Source organism: Streptomyces sp. URMC 123 (genome assembly GCF_051386515.1).
In the GTDB taxonomy this organism is placed as follows: domain Bacteria; phylum Actinomycetota; class Actinomycetes; order Streptomycetales; family Streptomycetaceae; genus Streptomyces.
The window spans coordinates 1-16,546 of sequence record NZ_JBPQTV010000134.1 but is presented as its reverse complement, the minus strand read 5'-3'; the positions used below and the strand labels follow the sequence as shown (position 1 = coordinate 16,546).

The following is a 16,546-nucleotide window of genomic DNA, read 5'->3' as shown; positions in this document are numbered from 1 at the left end:
CCCGGAGGGCGGCAGGGGTACGGCGGTGGGCGGGGGCACGGGAGCGGTGTCGCCCTCCCGCAGGCCCCAGCGCGCGTGCGCACGGGCCAGGGCGGCGGGCGCGTACCAGTTCCAACGGCCCGCCAGCCGCATGAACGCGGGCACCAGCACCCCGCGCACCAGCGTGGCGTCGATCAGCACGGCCACCGCCAGGCCGAAGCCGAGCATCTTCATATAGGTGACGCCGGAGGTGAGGAAGGCGAGGAAGACGACGGCCATCAGCCCGGCCGCCGCGGTCACCAGAGCGCCGGTGCGCTCCAGGCCGCGGGCCACCGCCCGGGTGTTGTCGCCCGAGAGCTCGTACTCCTCCTTGATCCTGGAGAGCAGGAACACCTCGTAGTCCATGGCGAGCCCGAACGCCACGCAGAACATCATGATCGGGTTGGTGGCCACCGTGGTGCCGGTGACCGTGAAGTCCCCCACCAGCCAGCGCAGATGCCCCTCTTGGAAGACCCACACCATGGAGCCGAAGGTGGCGCAGAGGCTCAGGAGGTTGAGCACCAGGGCCTTGAGCGGCACGATCACGCTGCCGCTCAGCAGGAAGAGCAGGACGGCGATGCTCACCGCGACGATCAGCAGCCCGTACGGCAGCCGGTCGCCGAGCGCCCCCATGGTGTCCTTGAACGAGGCGGCCGCGCCGCCCACCCGCACCGCGAACGGCGCGTCCGCCGCGCGCACCCCGCCCACCAGGCGCTGCCCGGCGTCGCTGTAGGAGTCCACCGAGGGGACCACCGAGAGCCAGGTGCCGCCGGGCGCCGCGTACCGCTCGGAGGCCGCACCGGGCGGAGCGATCCGCTCGCCCGCCGCGTAGGAGCCGGTGAGCGCGTCGACCCGGGCCACGTCCGGCAGCCGGGACAGCCGCAGCGCGTAGGTGTCGATCTCGTTGCGCCGCCCCGCCGGGTCCCCGATCCGCTCGGCGACGACGAGCAGGGGCGCCATCTCGTGCGCGGAGTAGCCCTCCGCCAGGGCCGTGCCGACCCGGTGCGCCGCCTTGTCCGCGGGCAGCCCCCGCTCGTCGGCGAGGCCGAATCTGATGCCGAGGAACGGGGTGAGCAGCAGGACGAGCACCGCGACCACGGCCGTGGCCAGGGGGATCGGACGGCGCATCACCAGCGTGGCCAGGCGGTGCCAGAAGCCGCTCTCCACCGGCTTCGCGGCCCGGCGCCGGCCGAAGGACCAGGCGTTGACCCGGTGTCCCAGGACCGCCAGCAGCGCGGGCAGCACCACGAGCGCGGAGAGCGCGGCGAACGCCACCACCGCGATGCCGGCGTAGGCGAAGGAGCGCAGGAAGTACATGGGGAAGATCAGCAGCGCGGACAGCGACAGGGCCACCGTCAGCGCGGAGAACAGCACGGTCCGGCCGGCGGTGCGCAGACTGGTCGTGATGGCCTCGGGCACGTCCGCGCCCCGCCCGAGCTCCTCCCGGAACCGACTGACCACGAACAGGCTGTAGTCGATGCCCAGGCCGAGCCCGAGGGCCGTGGTGAGGTTCATCGCGAACACCGAGACATCGGTGAGCGCGACCAGCCCCCGCAGCACCGCCAGGGTGCCCACGACGGCGACGACCCCCAGCGCCAGCGGCAGCAGCGCGGCGACCACCCCCCGGAAGACGAACACCAGCAGGAGCAGCACCAGGGGCAGCACCAGCATCTCGGCGAGCGCGAGATCCTTCGTGGTCTGCTCGGTGAGCTCCCGGTACGCGGCGGCCCGACCGCCGACGGTGACCTCCAGGCCGGCGTGCCCCCGCTCGTAGCGGGGCAGCAGCTCCCCCAGGGCGCGGTCGACCTCGTCCTCGTCGCCCGGCAGATGGGCCAGGACGAGGGCGGAGTCCCCGTCGGCGGCGCGCAGGGCCGCCGGGCGCCCGGAGGACCAGTAGGACACCGCCTCGCCGACGCCCGGCTCCCCGGCCAGGGCCTCGGTCAGCGCCGCGCCCTTCGCTGCCGTGCCGGGGTCGTCCGGGCCGTCCGGAGTGGCGACGAGGAGTACGAGGTTGGGCTCGCCGGTGCCGAACGCGCCGGTCAGCGCGGCGGCAGCGGCGGTGGACTCGGCGCCCGGCACGTCGTAGCCGCCGGCGGAGAGCTTGTCGCCCACGCCGGCGCCGACGGCACCGCCGAGCACACAGAGGAACAGGGTCACCGCGAGCACCAGCTTGTGGCGCCCGATGGCCAGGGCGGCGAGTTCTCGGAGCATGGCACTCCCTTGGGCGGGTCGGTCGCCGCGTCAGCCGGAAGGCGTCCGGACGGCGCCGCGCGCGGCGTGGGACGTGGGCGCGGTGGACGGGATGTGATGGCAGCTGTGCGCGAGGTGCCCGCCGGCGGCGCAGCGGTGCTCGGTGATCGGCTCCTCGGCGGCGCTCGGCCAGGCGAGCAGCCGGTTGTGGACCGAGCCCCGGCAGAAGTCGGTGAACTCGGGGCTGCTGGGGGGCCGGCGCCGGGCCAGGAACGCCAGCACCGGGTCGAGCGCCAGCCAGCGCCCCTCCTCCAGCACCTCGGTCCACGCGTGCTCCACGCCCACCAGGCCCAGCAGATAGCCCTTGCGGGTGCGCGCCGGCAGGCCCGCGGCCTCGGCCCACCGCCGCATCAGCCAGGCCGCCACCACGCAGTCCACCATGCGGTGGCCGGCCGCCTCGGCCGGTGCGGCGCGCAGCGCCCGGGGCAGCCAGCCGAACTGGTAGGCACCCGAGGTCAGCTCAGTCAGCAGGGTGTCGTGGATCTCCCGCACGGCGGCCGTCCTGGGCGCGTCGAGCCTGCCCCGGGTGACGACCACGGCGGTCGCCTCGTGGGGCACGCCGTCCGAGGGCGTGTACTCCAGCAGCCGCCCCCCGAGGAGTTCGGGGGCGGGTGGCGCCGGCCGGGCACCGGCGCAGCCGGGCGCGGTGCAGGGCGCGCCGAGCCGGATGCGCCAGGTGCGCTCGAGCAGCCAGTCCGCGACCCGACCGGTGGCCATCCGCATGCAGCGGCGCTCGGCCTGCTCGGCGAGGGAGCCGCCCAGGCCGGAGGCGAGCCCCAGGTTCATCACGTCGTGGTAGTCCAGCAGCGGCCCCCGCTCCGTCGCGGTGGCCGGCAGGCCCTCGGCGACGAGCTCCTCGACCAGGGCTCGTTCGCAGCCGAGCTGCTTGGCCGCCTCCGCCGTGTCGAGCGCGGGACGGCGGTACGCGGCGGGCACGGGCCGCAGCCGGGCCACCGCCTCCCGCCAGTGCCGCCGCGCCTCGGCGGGGGAGTCGGGCCGGGGCGAGCGTACGGTCATGAGGGGCCCTTCCGGTCGGTTCGGAGCGGACCGGCGCCCTGGGGGCCGCCCGGTCCACCGGCGGTGATCGACATCAGGCGGCCGGACGCGAGCCGTTCGGCCGCCTCCGCGCGCTTGACCTTCCAGGTCGCGGTGTGCGGGATGTCGTCCCAGCGGCACTGCACCGGGGGCGCCAGCGGCGGCAGCCCGGCGACGGCGGCGCGCCAGAGACCCTCCTCCAGCGGCACGTCCCCCCGGGTGCACACCAGCGGCACCGGCGGCCCGCCGGGCATCGGCACGAGGACCGCCTCGGTCAGCCGCGGTGCGCGGTCGAGGAGGGTGTCCTCCAGCGCGAGCAGGCTCTCCACCCCCGGCTCGCGATCGGCGATCCGGTCGTAGAGATGCAGACACCCGCGCGCCGACAGGGCCCCGAAGTCGCCCATCGCCCACCAGCCGTCGACCCGCTGGTCGGGCGTGCCGAGATAGCGCGGGGTGGTCGCCCAGGACTTGGCGAGGATCGGACCCGGGGTCCCGCGCGGGGCACGCGGCGCTCCGTCCGCGCCGCCGATCCGCACCCGGGAGTGGCCGGGGATCGGCCGGCCTACGCAGCGGCCGTTCGCGCAGGCCCCGCCGCGCCGCGCGAGGAGCCCCGCCGCCCGCCGGTGGAACCGCATGGCCACCGGCCCGGTCTCCGACTGGCCGTAGATCTGGACGTAGCGGGCCCCGGGCCGGCCCGCGGCGAGCAGGGTGCGCACCGTCCGCGGGTGCGCCGCGTCGAAGGTGCTCAGGAACATGCGCACGGACGCCAGCAGATCGGGCCGCCCGTCGGCGATCTCCTCCCAGCGGATGAAGGCGTTCGGCACCGTCTCCACGAACCCGGGCCGCACGAGGCCGAGCATCCGGGCGGCGTTCGCCGGCGCGGGATCGGTCAGGAAGCCCAGCGGAACGCCGAGGGCCAGGGTCGCCACGACGGCGGCGACGGTACGGACGTGCACTGGGGACAGGCACACCAGATACGGGTCGCGGGCCCGCAGCAGCCGGCCGATGACGGCCTGCGGCCCGCACTGGCCGGCGAACGTGGCCGCGCTCTGCAGGACGAGCTTGGGCACACCCGTGGTGCCGGAGGTGTGGGTGACGAGCTGCGGCGCCTGCCGGAACGGTACGGCGGCGGGCGGCAGCCCGACCGCCGCGCGCACGCCACGCAGGGCGCGCGCCCCGGGCACGGCCGCCGCCCCCACGGACCAGCGCGGCGGGCCGCCGGCCGGCAGATCGGCGAGCGCGGCCACCGAGTCCGCGCAGGCGTCCGTGACGATCGCCTCCGGGCGGGCCCGCTCGACGAGCACCGGCAGACTCCGCCGGCCCACCCCGGGGTGGACGAGCACCGGCACGGCGCCGATCCGCGCACAGGCGAACGCGAGCAGCGGGACGTCGAAGGAGGGGCGCTTGACCACCATCACCCGGCTCCCCGGCCCGATCCCGGCCCCGGCCAGCAGCCGCGCCGCGCTCTCGACCAGCTCCGCCAGGCGGACGTAGTCGAGAGCCGGACCGGCCTCGGGGAAGAGATCGAGCGGGGTGTCCAGCAGGATCGGCACCCGGCCGTGCCGGCGCGCGGCCAGCGCGGGCGCCGTCGGCAGGGCCAGCGCCCCGCGGACCGAACGCGCCATCACGGCCTCCCGGACGCCGCTCCGGCGGCGGCGCCCGGCAGCCGTCCGGCGTGCTCGGCGACATGGTCGAGCAGACGGTCGAAGGACGAGACGGCGTCGACGGAGTCGTCCAAATCCCAGACGAGGGCGAAGGCGTCCTCGATCGCGGTCAGCAGGCGGACGAAACCCGCGGAGGTCAGCCCCAGGTTCCAGAGGGAGCCGGTGCGGGCGGCCGGGTCGTCGAGCGGCGGCGGCGCGCCCACCACGGACGTCCAGATCGCGCTCAACTCCGCTGCCACCACGTGCTTGTCGTGCATGATGTCTCCGATGCCGGTTCGGTGCGTGTGGGGGAGGGCGCGCGGGCCCCGGTCAGAGCACGACCGGGTGCAGGGTGCGCACCGGGCCCGCGCCCTCGGTGAACCCGCTCCGGCCGCGCAGGTAGCGCAGCACGTACGCGGTGATCTCGTCCCGGTCCATGGGCGCGTACGAGGAGTCCTCCCCGCACACCGCGCGGGTGTGGGACAGATCGAATGTCTTGTCGTTCCTGAGATAGGACCGGTAGAAGTCCATTCCCTTGTCCAGCGTTTCGTCGAGCATGGTGAAGCCGTCCTTGTCCGGCACCCAGAGCGGCTCCCGGAGCCCGGTCAGCGACATGATGACGGTGATGACGTCCTTGATCGTGGGACAACCGGAATTCGCCAGATGGAAATAGGTCTCCGAGGAATCGGAGAGCGCTATGGTCACCGCATTGCGCGCCACGACATCGACGGGCACGAGATTCGCCCGAACCGTCGGATCGGCCACCAGTCGCACTCGCGCATGGGACAGAAATGTGCCGACCTTTTGCTGTGCCGCCCGATGGAACGACAGGACCTGGCGGGCGAATCCGTACAGGCCCGACCAGTTCACCCCGTGCCGCGTCACACGGTGGCCCACCACGATCGTCGGACGCATGACGCGCACCCGGAAGTCCCCGGCGGCGGCCGTCACCAGGGCCTCGGCCCTGATCTTGGACTCCTCGTAGCAGTTGTTGGCGAGGGCCGGGTCGTGCACCGGCTCCTCCAGGACGGTGCCCGCGCGGGCGCCGGCCACATAGGCCGTGCTGATGTAGGTGAAGGACGCCGCTCCCGCCGCGCGGGCCAGGCGCAGCACCTGCTCGGTGCCGCCGATGTTGAGCGCCTCGATCTCGGCGCGGTGCTCCTCCTCGTACCGGAGCGAGGCGGCGGAGTGCCACACCTCGTCGACGGCCGGCAGGGCGGCGGCGTCGACCCCACAGCCGGGCCGTGAGATGTCGCCGGGCACGGCCTCGACACGCTCGCCGATGGCGCCCAGCAGGTCCGCGCGGCCGTAGCCCACGGCCATCGAGGCCAGCGCCTCGCGCACACGCCGCCGGGCGTCCGCCGGGCTCCGGCCGCGCACCAGGGCCAGGACGGTGTGGTCCGTGCGCGCCAGCAGCTCCAGTGTGATGGCTCCGCCGACGAAGCCGGTGGCTCCCGTCACCAGATGTGTGGTCATGAAAACGTCCTCTCCCGCTCTCCCGCTCTCTTCCGCTTTCCGGTTCCGCTCTGCTCGCGCCGGGTCCCGGCGCCGCGCCGTCCGCCCGGCTTCCCGCGCCGCGCTCTAGGCCGCGAGGGCCGGCCGCTCGCACTCCCGCACGAACCGGGCGGTCGCCCGCTGGAACCCCTCCGGGTCGTCGAAGAACGGCACGTGACCGGCCCGCGGCAGCGTCACCGCCCGGGAGTCCGGAATGCGGGCGAGGGCGTCCTCGACCACCGACTCGCTCCACGCGAAGTCGCCGTCACCGTTGATGATCAGCGTGGGGGCGGTGAGCCGGCCGAGCTGCTCGGGGTCGTCCTCGACCTCCAGCGACGCGCGCAGATTCTCGGCGATCGAACTCTTGGAGAGCAGCGCGAGGAAGTTGTCGCGCAGCGCGAGATAGGCGGCCTTGCCGCCGCTGTGCACCAGCTGGTCCGGGAAGACCAGCGGGTAGAGCAGATCGAACAGCCGAGTGGTGCCGCCGTTCTCCAGCGTCGCCAGCCAGTGCCGGCTCAGCAGTATCCGGCGCAGGGTCCCGTTGGGGGAGAACGCCGGACCGATCAGCACCAGGCCGGCCACCCGCTCCGGGTGAGCCAGCGCGAACTCACGGGCGATCAGCGTGGAGATGGACGTGCCCACGAGATACGTCCGGTCGATCCCCAGGTGGTCCAGGAGCCGCCGCAGGTCCTCGACGTGGTCCCGGAAGGTGACGGGCCCGCTCCCCGGGCTGGAGGCGCCCTGGTTGCGCAGGTCGTAGGTGACGAGTCGGAAGTCTTCCGCCAGCTCCTGCGTGAAGTTCCGCCAAATCGGGCTGACGATGTAGAAGTTGTTGACGAAGGTGAGCGCGGGGCCCGTGCCGTCGCCGCTGTCCTCGTAGTACAGCTCTCCGCCGCCCGGCAGGGCCACGGCCTCGTGGTTCCGGTAGCGGACGTCCAGAACGCCGAAGTCGGGGTTCGACATGTGCCTCTCCTTGTACGTGTTGTACGTGCGGTGCGTGGGGTGCGATGGGTCGCAGTGGGGTAGGGATGGGATGAGGTGCGTGTTCTCCGGCGCTCCACGGTGCGGGGAGGGGCGCCGTACGCCGGGTCCGGCCGGCTCAGAACACCGGTCGCGCCGCCGCCGTCCGCGCCCAGAAGGCCCGCAGCCGCGCCACGACCTCGTCGGGCCGCTCCAGTGCCGGGAGGCGGTGCGCGCCACCGACGACCGCGCTGCGGCCGTCCCGCAGCGCCCGCGCGGCCCGGGCGGCGTCCTCCGGCGACCACATCGCGTCCTCGCCGCCCGCCAGGAGCAGCGTGGGAGCCTCGATCAGCGGCAGCAGCGCCCCGATGTCGGGGCGGCGCAGCATCATGGCGTGCATCGCGCGGTGCATGCCGACGCGGTCGGCCCGGCGCAGGCCCTCACCGACGATCCGGCGCGCCTCCGGGTCCGTGCGGCGCGAGTCCGGGGAGAGCAGGACATCGGTGACCGCGCCCACCAGCGGGCGGCGGGGCCCGACGAGCCGGTAGACCGCGGCGAGCACCCGGGTCTGCGCCCGCTCCGCCGCGCCGAGCCCGGTCACGGGGGTGGCGACGGCGACGACGCTGCGGCACAGCCGGGGGTGGCGGGCGCCGAACACCAGGCCCACGTGGCCGCCCCAGGCGCTGCCCACCCAGTCGACGGAGGCGATGCCGTACGCGGTGAGCACCTGGGCCGCCGCGTCCGCGCAGTCCTCGAGGGTGAAGTCCGCGGGCGGCCGCCCGCTGCGGCCGTGCCCGGGCCCGTCCACCAGGATGAGCGTGCGTTCCGAGGCGAGCGGGGCGACCGTCCGGTTCCACTGGTTCCGGTCGACGAGCATGCTGTGCCAGAGGAGAACGGGCGGACCGGAACCCACCGATTCGGTGTACAGATTTCCGAGAATTGTGGTGACCGTCTTGTGAGCGATGGACATGATGGCAATCGATCTCCCGCCTCAACAGCCGTATTCGGACAACGGCCGGCAGGCTTGATGCTGGGGCGGTACCGGGAATACCGCGCCGGGGAATTGCGGAATGTGTCAGTTGACGTCCGGCCCCCGCCGCACGCGGAATTGATCGGAAATCGCCGGGTGTCGAGAAACGGACCTGACACAGATTCCGTGCGACGCATTGCCCGGCGCGGAAATCGCCGACACGATCGCCCTCATGGCCGCGTCCAGCGGTCGGTCCCGGCTGTACCGTCGGCCTCTCGCGACCGCTCGGCACCGCCGGGCACTTTCCGTTCGTGAAGAGGGAGAGTTCGATGGTCGCACCGATTCTGGTGACCGGCGGCACCGGCACCCTCGGGCGCCTCGTGGTCGCCCGGCTGCTGTCCGCCGGGCACGAGGTACGCGTGATGAGCCGGCACCCCGAGCCCGCCGGGGAGGCGCCCCGGGGCCGCCGCTGGGCGGTCGCCGACCTGCTCACCGGCGAGGGCGTGGAGGCCGCGGTCGGGTCCTCCGGCGCGATCGCGCACTGCGCCACGTCCAGCAACGGCAAGAAGGACGTCGAGGCCACCCGGCGGCTGACCGAGGCCGCGCGCGCCGCGGGCTGCCCCCATCTGCTGTACATCTCCATCGTCGGCTGCGACGAGGTGCCCTTCGGCTACTTCAAGGGCAAGCTGGCCGCCGAGCGCCTCGTCGAGGAGAGCGGGGTGCCGTACACGATCCTGCGGGCCACCCAGTTCCACGACTTCGTCCGGGGGCTCCTCGCCGCGACGGCCAAGCTGCCGCTGATGCCCGTCCCCGGCTTCGCGTACCAGCCGATCGAGGCCGGGGAGGTGGCCGACCGGATGGCGGAGCTGATGGCCGGCGGCCCGGCCGGCCGGGTGCCCGACATGGGCGGCCCCGAGATCCTGGAGGCCACGGACCTCGCCCGCCGCTACCTCCGGGCCACCGGTCGGCGGCGCGCGGTGGTGCCGGTCCGGCTGCCGGGCAGGACCTTCCGGGCCTACCGCCGGGGCGGCCACCTCACCGCCGACCACGCCGTCGGCCGCGTGGGCTTCGACCAGTACCTGGCGGCCCGGGCCGAGTCGGTGCCGGTGGGGTGAACGACCCGGTGGCGGCGCTGTTCGCCCCGGTGCCGGTCGTGGTCGGCCGGGCGCGGGTGGGCGAGCGCCGCCATGACGAACTGCCCCGGGCCGCCCGGCTGGACCCACCGCCCCGCGCCCGGCGCGCCGCCGAGTACACCGCCGGGCGCCTCGCCGCGCACCGGGCGCTGCGCGCCCTGACCGGCCGGGCCCTCTGGCCCGGCCGCACCGCGTCGGGCGCGCCGTCCTGGCCGCCCGGCGTCCGCGGATCGCTGAGCCACAGCGACACGCTGGCGCTCTGCGTGGTCACCGCGGCAGACCTTCGCGTGGGCGTGGACCTCGAACCCTTGTCGTCCGCCGGCGCCCTGCACCGCGGGCGGCACCTGGTGGCCCGGCCGGCGGAACGGCCGCTGCTGGCGGCGGCGCCCGACGCGGCGACGGCCGTGCTCCGGCTGTTCTCCGCCAAGGAGGCGTCGTACAAGGCACTGCCGGCCGGGCTCCGGAGCGCCCCGACGTTCCTCGCGCTGGAACTGCGCTGGGACCCGACCGCCACCGACCCCGTACGGCTGCGCCCCATCGCCGGTCGGGCGGCCGACCTGCGCGTCGTCTCCGCGGTCCGGGGCGGCCATGTGGTGTCCGCCGCCACGTATCCGGCGCGGCCCCGATGACCCGGCACGGGCCCGGTGACCCGGGGCGGCCCCGGTGACCTGGCGCGGCTCCGGAGCGGTTACCGGCGCAGCGGTCCCTCGCAGGCGTACGAGGCCGTGCCCGACTCGCCCGACGGCCAGATGTCGACCGGCCCGAACGAGCAGACCATGTCCGCCAGATTGGTGGCGGCGGGCGCCGCGCGGTCGAGGAGGAAGTGGTCCACGGTCTCGGACATGTCCTGGAACACCCGGTCCGGGGCCGCGGCGTCGGACAGCCGCGCGGTGATCCGCCCGGTGCAGCGGAAGCGCGGCATCACGTACCGGTCGCCGTTGTCCCGGCAGACCGGGGTGTACCGCGTCGCCTCGGCGAAGGCCCGGCGCACCTGCGCCGCGGTGGCCAGGGTCAGCCGGTCGTTGGGCGTGTACGCCGTGTCGGGCACGAACAGCTCGTCCACCCGGGCGATCTGCCGGTCGAGGAACGTGTCGTAGGCGTACTGCAGCGCGGTGTCGGAGCCCAGCCGCTGCCGCCAGGCGTCGAAGGCGGTGGGGCGGTCGGCGCGCAGATGCCCGTACATCTCCCGGATGAGCGAGGGCCGCTCCAGCCACAGGAACTCGAAGAACAGGCCCGCGTAGGAGTAGAAGCGGAAGCCGTCGCCCTCGTACGTGGCGTGCAGCAGTTCGTCGACGGTCATCCGCGGGCCGCCGCCCGCGGTGTCCCGGATGACGCTCCTGACCAGGGACTTGCGGACGGCGACGCCGTCGTCGCGGGTGGCGCCGTCGAGGAACTCGGCCGTCCCCTCGTCCATGGCGGTGGTCCGGTCGTCGGTGTACCAGGGCCCCTCCCCGAAGGTGCCCGGCACGGCCCAGCGGCCGTTGAGGTAGTGCACGTACTCGTGGCGGAACAGCTCCTCCAGGGTGAGCGTGGAGTCCTGCGGGGTGCGCTGATACGTGTAGAAGGTGGCGGTCCGCTCGATGTAGATCCCGCCGTTGTCGGTGGGCAGGCCGGTCAGCAGCGGATGGAACACCTCGTAGTCGGCCCGGCTGGCGTACAGGTGGACGGTGAGCCGGGCGTTGGTGTCGCCGCCGAGCGGGGCCTCCGTGCCGAGCACCCGGAAGAAGTGCGCCTTGACCTGCTGGCTCGCGTAGTAGAGCTGGTCCACGGTGTCGCGCGGCAGGGCGGTGCGCACGGTGATGGCGCCGTTGTCGTAGCGGATGGTGTGCGGGAAGAGCCGCTGCTCGATCTGGTCGACGCAGACGTTGTGGCGCCGGCAGTCGTCGTAGTGGTTGAGCCAGGAGACCAGGATCGCCCACGGCGGGCTGAACTCGCCGAAGTTGACGCGCGCCGTGCCCAGCAGCCTGCCGAGGTCCGGGACGATCGTGGCCCGCAGCGCGTCGATGAGGCCGAAGCGGCCGTACTCGCCGAGGGCGTCGCGCACCACCCACGCGTTCGCCGTGCCCTTGAGGTGCACATGGCCGGAGAAGGCGCGGAAGGCGGCGCGGTAGCCGGGGTCGGCCACCACGGCGGCGTGGAAGGCGGCGTCCTGGTTGCCGGGGTGGACGCCCAGGTAGTTGACGGTCAGCGCGCCGAGCGCCGCGCCTCCCCAGGCCGGCTCGGTGGCCGTGGGCGTCCCCGGCGCCATGGTGGCGAGCACCTTGCGCACCAGCGGGAGCTGGCGGTGCCGCAGCCCCGGCGAACCGGCGACGAACAGCGCCTCGCGCAGGGTCCAGCCGTTGTCGCGGGTGGGCTCGAACGTCCGGGGGCTGCCCGCGTACGTGGTGATGGCGCGCTGGAACGAGGCGAGGGTGGGGGCGTCGCCGAGGTCGATCTCGGGGCGCGCGAAGTCGTGGTAGACGGCGGCGTGGAGATACGTCCACAGCTCGTACAGATGGCTGCGGCCGGAGCCGTCGTGGGTGGGGGAGAGGGCCGTGACGCGGTCGGCCACCGCCTGGGCGTGGGCGTCGGAGAGCACGGGGGCGAGCCGGGCGTCCCAGCGCCAGATCAGGCCGCTCAGACAGCCGTCGGCGGTCACGGCCGGATCGGTGAGGAAGTCGGCGAGGGCGGTGGGGGTGAGGGTGGTGACGGCGTCGAGGGCGCAGGGTACGGCGCCGGGTCCGGTCGTCGGTGGGCCGTCGGGCCGGGGTCCGTCCGGCCGGGGGATCTGCCCCGGTGGTCGCCCGTCGGTGAGCAGCCCGCCGCCCGGCGCGGGGGCGGCGCGCTCGCCGCGGGCCGGCGCGGTGGCGAGCCGGGTGACCCGGTCGAAGGGGCTGCCGGGATCGGCCGCCAGGGGCGTCATGGCCGTCACGGCCGAGTAGCCCGGACGGGCGGGGGCGGTGGGCGGCGGGGGCGGCTCGTCGCGGGTGGCCGACTGTGCGGACTGAGCGGCCGGAAGGCCGAGGGCCAGGGACAGGGCCACGACGAGCGACACTCTGAACGGGGTACGGCGATGGGACACCTGGGACTCCTGATGTGGAGGGTGGTGTGCGGGCCGTGCGAGGGGTGTTGAGCGGAGCTGCGCCGAACGGAAGAGCGCTGAACGGAGAGCACCGAGCGGAACGCGCCGAACGGAAGAGCGCATGACCATGAGCCGAGCTCTCCAAGGTGTGACCGGTAACATAGTAATGTGAAATTGCACTGGCAAGACGGTGCGCGTTCCTTGAACTGATGGCACGTCAACTGCGCTGGGTCGGCGGCTCGTTGAGGGCGAGGCCGGGCGCACGGACCAGGTCGGTCGGAGCGGTGCCCGGGGCGGTGCGGCGAACCGCCGCACGCCGTCCCGGCGCCCCAGGGAGGGAGCCTCCACGATGCCCGAGAACACCCCCGTACCCCTCGCCGTCGGCAGCCACGATCTGCCCGTCTCCCCGGCGCTGGCCGACTTCATGACCCGAGGCTGGGCCGCCTCCCCGCCGCCCGACGCCGCCTCGGTCCCCGCCGGACGGCTCACCACCCGCTCCAACGACTGCGACCACCGCTTCCGCCCGCACAGCGCCTACGCCTGCCTCACCGGACTCGCCGGTGAGGACCAGTGCGACCATGTGCTGGTGCTGGAGCCCAGCGGGACCACCGGCCACGAGCCCGTGCTGTACGTGCGCCCGCGCTCACCCCGCGACGGCGCCGCGTTCTACCGCGACCGCCGGCACGGCGAGTTCTGGGTCGGCCGCCGCCCCGACCTCGCCGAGGCGGAACGGCTCACCGGAATCCGCTGTCTGCCCCTCGACCGCCTGCCCGCCCTGCTCTCGGGCCCCCGACCGCCGACCCGCCTGCTGCGCGGCGTGGACCCGGCACTCGACCACGCCGTCCACGGCGCCGCCCACCGTGGCGTCGCTGACCACGGCGCCGCACACCGTGACGCCGAACTCGCCGCCGTTCTCGGCGAACTGCGCCTGGTCAAGGACCCCTGGGAGATCGCCCAGCTCCAGCTCGCCGTCGACCACACCACCGCCGGCTTCGAGGACGTCGTACGGGCCCTCCCGCGCGCCCTGCGCCACCCGCGGGGCGAGCGGTGGATCGAGGGCGTGTTCGGGCTGCGCGCCCGCGCCGAGGGCAACGGCACCGGCTACGAGACCATCGCGGCCTCCGGGGCGCACGCCTGCGTCCTCCACTGGACCCGCAACGACGGCGCCCTCGACCCGGGCTCCCTGCTCCTCCTGGACGCCGGCGTCGAGACCGACACCCTCTACACCGCCGACATCACCCGCACCCTGCCGCTCTCCGGCCGCTTCTCGCCGGTCCAGCGCCAGGTGTACGAGCTGGTGCTGGCCGCGCAGGACGCCGGCATCGCCGCCCTGCGGCCCGGCGCCTCCTTCCGCGACTTCCACCGGGCGGCGATGCGGGTCGTCGCCGAAGGACTGGCCGACTGGGGCGTGCTCAAGGTGTCCGCCGACGAGGCGCTCGACGCCGACAGCGGCCGGCACCGCCGCTACACCCTGTGCGGCAGCGGGCACATGCTCGGGCTCGACGTCCACGACTGCGCCACCGCCCGCCGCGAGACCTATCTCGACGGCGTGCTCGACGTCGGCCATGTCCTCACGGTGGAACCGGGGCTCTACCTTCAGCCGGACGACGAGACGCTGCCGCCGGAGCTCCGGGGCATCGGCGTCCGCGTCGAGGACGACCTCGTGATCACCGAGGACGGCGCCCGGCTGCTGTCGTCGGCGCTGCCGCGCGCGGCCTCCGCCGTGGAGGAGTGGATGGGCGCGCTGCTGGAGAGCTGAGCACCGCTGGGGAGCTGAGCACCGCTGAGGAGCTGAGCACCGTCGGCGAGCCGACCCCGCGGCGCCGGCGGCTCCTCGGGGTGCCCCTTCGCCCACAGCGAGCGGACATGCCCGAGGTGGCGGGCCATGCACGCCTCCGCGCCCGCGGCGTCACCGCTCAGCATCAGCTCCAGCAGCTCCGTGTGCTCGGCCGCCGAGGACTCCAGCTCGCCGTGCTGGTCGAGCCGGGTGAGCCCGTACAGCCGGGAGCGCTTGCGCAGCTCCGCGACCGCCTCCACCAGCCGCTCGTTGCCCGCCAGCCCCAACAGCGCCAGGTGGAAACGCCGGTCGGCCTCCAGATAGCCGATGAGATCGTGGTTCCGCGCGGCGGTCACGATCTCCTCGGCCATCGGGCGCAGGGCGGCGAGCTCCTCGCGGGTGGCGGTACGGGTCACCCTGCCGACCGTGGGCACCTCGATCAGGGCCCGGATCTCGGTGTACTGGTCGAGGTCGCGCTCGGTCATCTCGGTGACCCGGAAGCCCCGGTTGCGCACCGCCTCCACCAGGCCCTCGCGGGTCAGATCGAGCATGGCCTCGCGCACGGGCGTCGCCGACACACCGAAGTCCGCGGCGAGGGCCGGGGCGGAGTAGACGACCCCCGGGCGCAGTTCACCGGCGATCAGCGCGGCCCGCAGGGCGTGGGCCACCTTGTCCCGCAGTCGCTCCTGCGCGGTGATCGGAGCGCGCCGCTCCAGTCCACGGCTCATCGCTGGTCCTCCCTCGGTGCGGGAGGACCAGCGTACAATGTGACGTTGCTCAAATATGGGAGACGGAGCGGCGATCGGGCACGGGGGCGGCCCCGGCCCCGGCGTCGGCTGCGGCCTCGGCACCGCGCGCCGCCGGCCGGTCGACGGCGGACGCGGAAGCCGGCCCGGCCTGGGCGGCCGAGCGGCGGGAGCGACCGGAGCGGTGGCCGAGTTCGGGCACCAGGGTGACGACCCCGAGCGCCGCCAGCGCGGCACCGAGCCACAGCGGGGCGCGCAGCCCGAACGCGTCGATGCCCACGCCGCCGAGCCAGGACCCGATGACGACGCCGAGCGTGATGAACGACGAGTGCACCGTGTTCACCAGCGGCCTGGCGTTGGCCGTGCGCTGCACCCGCGTGATCAGCGCCGGATTCATGGTCACCCCGACCAGCCCGATCCCCAGCATGGCCACCACGGCCGCCGCCCCGACGTGCGCCAGCAGAGCGAAGGCGGTGAGGAACGCCGCGTTCAGCAGCAGGCCGCACAGGAGCACGCCGATCGTGTGCCGGTCGGCCAGCCGCCCCACGATCTGATTGCCGATCACCGTGGCGGCACCGTAGGCGATGAGCAGCAGCGGAACGGTGCCGGAATCGAAGCCGCTGATCCGCGTGAGGATCGGCGAGAGATAGCTGAACGCGGAGAAGGTCGCGCCGATGACGAGGGTGCTGGTGGAGAAGGCCAGCCAGAGCCGGCGATCGGCGAACGCGCCCAGCTCGCCGCGGAAGTCGCCCGCCGCGTCGTCGGCGGTGGGCTCCGACCGGGGCACGCCGGCCGCCGTGCACAGCGCGGCGAGCACCGTCAGCCCGGAGATGACCCAGAAGGCCGCGCGCCAGCCCAGCCGCTCGCCGACCATCGTGGAGAGCGGCAGCCCGAGCAGCGTGCCGAGCATCAGCCCGTTCATGGCCACGGACATGGCGCGGCCGCGTATCTCCGGCCGTGTCAGCTCCGCGCACAGCGAGAGGGCGACGCCGAAGAACGCAGCGGACGCCACCCCGCTGATCACGCGGGCGCCGGCCATCAGCCAGTAGCCGGACGCGGTGGCGGCCAGGACGTTGCCCACCAGAAAGACCGCGAAGAGCAGCATCAGCGCCGGCTTACGGGGCATTTTCATGACCGCCGTGGTGAGCAGCGGGCCGCCCAGGGCCATGGCGACCGAGAAGACGGTGATGAGATAGCCGATCCGCGGGATGTCGACGTCCAGCCCGTCGGCCATCTGGGGCATCAGTCCCGCGACGACGAATTCGCTGGTCACCATGGCGAACACGCCGAAGGCCAGCACGTATACGGCTCGGGGCATGGGTGGTGCGCTCCTGTTCGTTCGCGACCCTGGTTTTGGATCGATCGGTTCAAAATGTGGGCAGGGAAAGGCGAGGCACGTCGCGGACGGGGTGACCGCGTTGAGGAAGAGGGCGAGCGCGTGCGCGTCGCGCTCGCCCTC

Annotated in this window: 12 protein-coding genes and 1 pseudogene; 3 read left to right on the top strand and 10 right to left on the bottom strand. The window is 74.1% G+C overall.

The window, feature by feature from the left end:
• From ACSNOD_RS17225 to ACSNOD_RS17195, 7 genes are all read right to left on the bottom strand, one after another.
• Positions 1 to 2,229 (bottom strand): MMPL family transporter (locus tag ACSNOD_RS17225; RefSeq protein ID WP_436767834.1); only part of this gene is annotated, 2,229 nt, incomplete at its 3' end.
• Between the two features lie 30 nt (positions 2,230 to 2,259).
• Positions 2,260 to 3,285: a transglutaminase domain-containing protein gene (locus ACSNOD_RS17220; RefSeq protein ID WP_436767833.1), complete on the bottom strand. Its 1,026-nt coding sequence runs from the start codon at positions 3,283 to 3,285 to the stop codon at positions 2,260 to 2,262.
• Entirely contained in the window at positions 3,282 to 4,928 is a 1,647-nt protein-coding gene (locus ACSNOD_RS17215) for an AMP-binding protein (RefSeq protein ID WP_436767832.1), read from the bottom strand. The genes ACSNOD_RS17220 and ACSNOD_RS17215 overlap by 4 nt, the downstream gene beginning before the upstream one ends.
• The gene (locus ACSNOD_RS17210) at positions 4,928 to 5,224 is read right to left on the bottom strand and encodes a hypothetical protein (RefSeq protein WP_436767831.1); all 297 of its coding nucleotides are present in this window, start codon (positions 5,222 to 5,224) and stop codon (positions 4,928 to 4,930) included. The genes ACSNOD_RS17215 and ACSNOD_RS17210 overlap by 1 nt, the downstream gene beginning before the upstream one ends.
• A 52-nt stretch (positions 5,225 to 5,276) precedes the next feature.
• Positions 5,277 to 6,422 carry an SDR family oxidoreductase gene (locus tag ACSNOD_RS17205; RefSeq protein WP_436767830.1) on the bottom strand — a complete coding sequence of 382 codons (1,146 nt, stop codon included), beginning with the start codon at positions 6,420 to 6,422 and terminating at the stop codon, positions 5,277 to 5,279.
• A gap of 105 nt (positions 6,423 to 6,527) precedes the next feature.
• Positions 6,528 to 7,403: an alpha/beta fold hydrolase gene (locus ACSNOD_RS17200; RefSeq protein WP_436767829.1), complete on the bottom strand. Its 876-nt coding sequence runs from the start codon at positions 7,401 to 7,403 to the stop codon at positions 6,528 to 6,530.
• A 136-nt stretch (positions 7,404 to 7,539) separates the two neighbouring features.
• Positions 7,540 to 8,370 carry an alpha/beta fold hydrolase gene (locus ACSNOD_RS17195; protein WP_436767828.1) on the bottom strand — a complete coding sequence of 277 codons (831 nt, stop codon included), beginning with the start codon at positions 8,368 to 8,370 and terminating at the stop codon, positions 7,540 to 7,542.
• Between the two features lie 329 nt (positions 8,371 to 8,699).
• Here ACSNOD_RS17195 and ACSNOD_RS17190 point away from each other — a divergent pair, with 329 nt between their 5' ends.
• Complete coding sequence (locus ACSNOD_RS17190) at positions 8,700 to 9,485, top strand: SDR family oxidoreductase (protein WP_436767827.1); 786 nt, start codon at positions 8,700 to 8,702, stop codon at positions 9,483 to 9,485.
• Positions 9,482 to 10,132, top strand: a complete 651-nt coding sequence (locus ACSNOD_RS17185) for a 4'-phosphopantetheinyl transferase family protein (RefSeq protein WP_436767826.1) — start codon at positions 9,482 to 9,484, stop codon at positions 10,130 to 10,132. The genes ACSNOD_RS17190 and ACSNOD_RS17185 overlap by 4 nt, the downstream gene beginning before the upstream one ends.
• A 59-nt stretch (positions 10,133 to 10,191) precedes the next feature.
• On the opposite strand, the gene ACSNOD_RS17180 is transcribed toward ACSNOD_RS17185, so the two are convergent.
• Positions 10,192 to 12,564 (bottom strand): collagenase, encoded by a 2,373-nt coding sequence (locus ACSNOD_RS17180; protein ID WP_436767825.1) that lies wholly within the window; start codon positions 12,562 to 12,564, stop codon positions 10,192 to 10,194.
• Positions 12,565 to 12,913: 349 nt separating this feature from the next.
• On the opposite strand from ACSNOD_RS17180, the gene ACSNOD_RS17175 reads away from it, so the two are divergent.
• A complete protein-coding gene (locus tag ACSNOD_RS17175) occupies positions 12,914 to 14,323 on the top strand; it encodes an aminopeptidase P family protein (RefSeq protein WP_436767824.1) in 1,410 nt (469 codons plus the stop codon).
• A 71-nt stretch (positions 14,324 to 14,394) separates the two neighbouring features.
• Here the strand turns inward: ACSNOD_RS17175 and ACSNOD_RS17170 are convergent.
• Positions 14,395 to 15,069: pseudogene (locus ACSNOD_RS17170) on the bottom strand (GntR family transcriptional regulator); the annotation flags it as partial.
• Between the two features lie 49 nt (positions 15,070 to 15,118).
• Positions 15,119 to 16,405 (bottom strand): MFS transporter, encoded by a 1,287-nt coding sequence (locus ACSNOD_RS17165; RefSeq protein ID WP_436767823.1) that lies wholly within the window; start codon positions 16,403 to 16,405, stop codon positions 15,119 to 15,121.
• Positions 16,406 to 16,546 lie beyond the last annotated feature (141 nt).